Origin of the sequence: uncultured Candidatus Kuenenia sp., from assembly GCF_900696675.1 — a bacterium.
Lineage (GTDB): Bacteria > Planctomycetota > Brocadiia > Brocadiales > Brocadiaceae > Kuenenia > Kuenenia stuttgartiensis_A.
Genome location: NZ_CAADGZ010000225.1, coordinates 1 through 2,747 on the forward strand (window position 1 = coordinate 1; position 2,747 = coordinate 2,747).

Sequence of the window (2,747 nt, forward strand, 5' to 3'; positions counted from 1 at the left end):
CTTCATCGAAATGGTGAATCTCCTTTCAGGTGTTTTTTGTTATCAATATACCGCCGAATACCTTGGAAATCCTACCATTTCAATCCTATTCCTGCAACAAGGCTTTGCCTTGTTTGCAGGATTTAGGTATTAATATAAAAGTACCCAAAGGTTTTAAATAAAAAGTATTTACATACTGTAAGAACCAGGTATAAGCCCAGAGGAGCATTGGCGCCCTTTGTTCGGCCAGTGGAATAACATGGTTAGTTTCTGAGAATATAAGCTATGAACGAAATTACACATATGACTGAATGGCCAGGTAAAGCGTATCCGCTTGGCGCTACCTGGGATGGAGCGGGGGTTAACTTCTCGCTCTTCTCAGAGAATGCCACGGGTGTGGAATTGTGTCTATTCGATGGACAGGACGGAAATCATGAAGTAGCCCGTATCCGGATGGCTCATCACACCGATCAGGTCTGGCATACCTATCTACCCACAGTGCGCCCGGGTCAACTTTATGGATACCGTGTTTATGGTCCCTATGAACCTAAGTCAGGTCACAGGTTTAATCCGGCCAAACTTTTACTGGATCCATACGCCAAGGCGATCTCTGGAACCATCTGCTGGAGTGATGCGCTGTTTGGCTATACACCGGGGCACAAGGAAGCTGATCTTTCCAAAGACGATGGAGACAGTGCGCCTAATATCCCCAGGTGTGTTGTCGTTGATCCCGCATTTACATGGGGAGATGATGTGTCCCCTGGCACTCCATGGCATAAGACCCTGATTTATGAGCTGCATGTGAAAGGCTTTACGAAACAACATCCTGGTGTACCAAAAGAACTGCAAGGGACGTATGCCGGCCTGACATGCCATGCGGTAATAGATTACCTTCATTCACTGAAAATTACCGCAGTTGAATTAATGCCGGTACACCATTTCGTGGATGAAAAAGATCTCATCGGACGCGGTCTTTCTAATTACTGGGGTTACAATTCTATAGGATTTTTCGCTCCGGCGGCGCGTTATTCCGGTTCCGGTATAATGGGAGAGCAGGTTAATGAGTTTAAGACCATGGTTAAAACCTTCCACCGCGAAGGTATAGAGGTCATTCTCGATGTGGTATACAATCATACTGCTGAAGGAAATCATCTGGGGCCAACTCTTTCTTTTCGCGGAATAGACAACGCCAATTATTACCACCTTGCATCAGACAACAAGCGCTATTATGTGGATTACACAGGATGCGGAAATATGCCGAATATGATACACCCGCGTGTACTTCAACTTATTATGGACAGCTTACGGTATTGGGTGCTGGAAATGCACGTTGACGGGTTCCGTTTTGACATGGCGTCTGCCCTGGCACGCGAGCTTCATGAAGTAGACCGGCTTGGCGCCTTCTTCGATATAATCCATCAGGACCCGGTGTTGTCGCAAGTCAAACTTATTGCCGAACCATGGGACCTGGGGCCAGGAGGTTACCAGGTAGGAAATTTTCCCATCCTCTGGACGGAATGGAACGGAAAATATCGTGATACGGTGAGACAATTCTGGCATGGTGATAAAGGTGTAGCAGGGAATCTTGCCTATCGTCTGACAGGGAGCAGTGATCTTTACGAGCACGGAGGCCGAAGGCCATATGCCAGCATAAACTTTATAACGGCACACGATGGATTCTGTCTTCACGACCTCGTTAGTTATAATGAAAAGCATAATGAGGCTAACGGAGAGGGAAACAAGGATGGAACAGATTACAACCTGAGCTGGAATTGTGGAATAGAAGGACCAACCGACAACCAGGAAGTCGCAAAATTACGAGAGCGGCAAAAACGCAATTTTATTGCCACCCTTATACTATCACAGGGGGTACCCATGTTGCTGGCAGGAGATGAAATAGGCCGTACCCAAAAGGGTAACAATAATGCATATTGTCAGGACAATGAGATTTCATGGATAGACTGGGATCTGGATAAACCGCGGCAGGAACTCCTGGAATTCACCCGTCTCCTAACTCAACTACGCCATCAACATCCTGTCATGAGGCGGCGGCACTTTTTTCAGGGACGAAAGATTACCGGCTCAGAGGTAAAAGACCTTACATGGTTCCGGCCTGATGGGAAGGAAATGACCGATGAGGACTGGAATAATCCTAGTACCCACTCTTTAGCGCTCTGCCTGGCCGGTTATGCAATAGAAGAAGTTGATGAACGTGGAAAACAAATTGTAGATGACACACTGTTGATTTTAATGAACGTTCATCATGAATCTATCTCTTTCGTTTTGCCGGCGCATAATCCAAAAATACAGTGGAAGACACTTATAGACACGCGGGAAGCAACGGGAAAGAGAAGCATACAACTAATGAAGGGTGGAGAACTTTACAGCCTTGAAGCACGATCCCTTGTATTGCTTCAATTAGTTGAGGAAAGGAGGTCATCGCCTCTTGCCTGAAATGGTGAATATACATCACATCTTAGAGGCTAAAGAAATTTGTCATATCATTATTGAACCTTCTTCGCGACCTGTATATTACCGGGAATGTAATGATGTAAAATTTTGTCATCGTACAGGATGGGGGGTACCCCATAAGCGCTAACTTGTTTTATTGACAAATTTTATTCATCATGGTATTTTTATGTTAATTATCCCGCTAATCACTCTATAGGAGGATAAAGCCATGATGAGAGAAGATTGGGATCTTCTAAGAACTTTCTTCCCAAACGATTGGAAAAGTTTAGCCGTTGATACAAATGCTTTAAAAGGCT

The 2,747-nt window shown here is 45.2% G+C and carries 1 protein-coding gene; it reads left to right on the forward strand.

Going from position 1 to position 2,747, the window contains the following annotated elements; translation table 11 throughout:
* The first annotated feature begins 264 nt into the window (after window positions 1-264).
* Window positions 265-2,433, forward strand: a complete 2,169-nt coding sequence (glgX, locus tag QZT26_RS17100; RefSeq protein ID WP_197705305.1) for a glycogen debranching protein GlgX — start codon at window positions 265-267, stop codon at window positions 2,431-2,433.
* The last annotated feature ends 314 nt before the right edge of the window (window positions 2,434-2,747 follow it).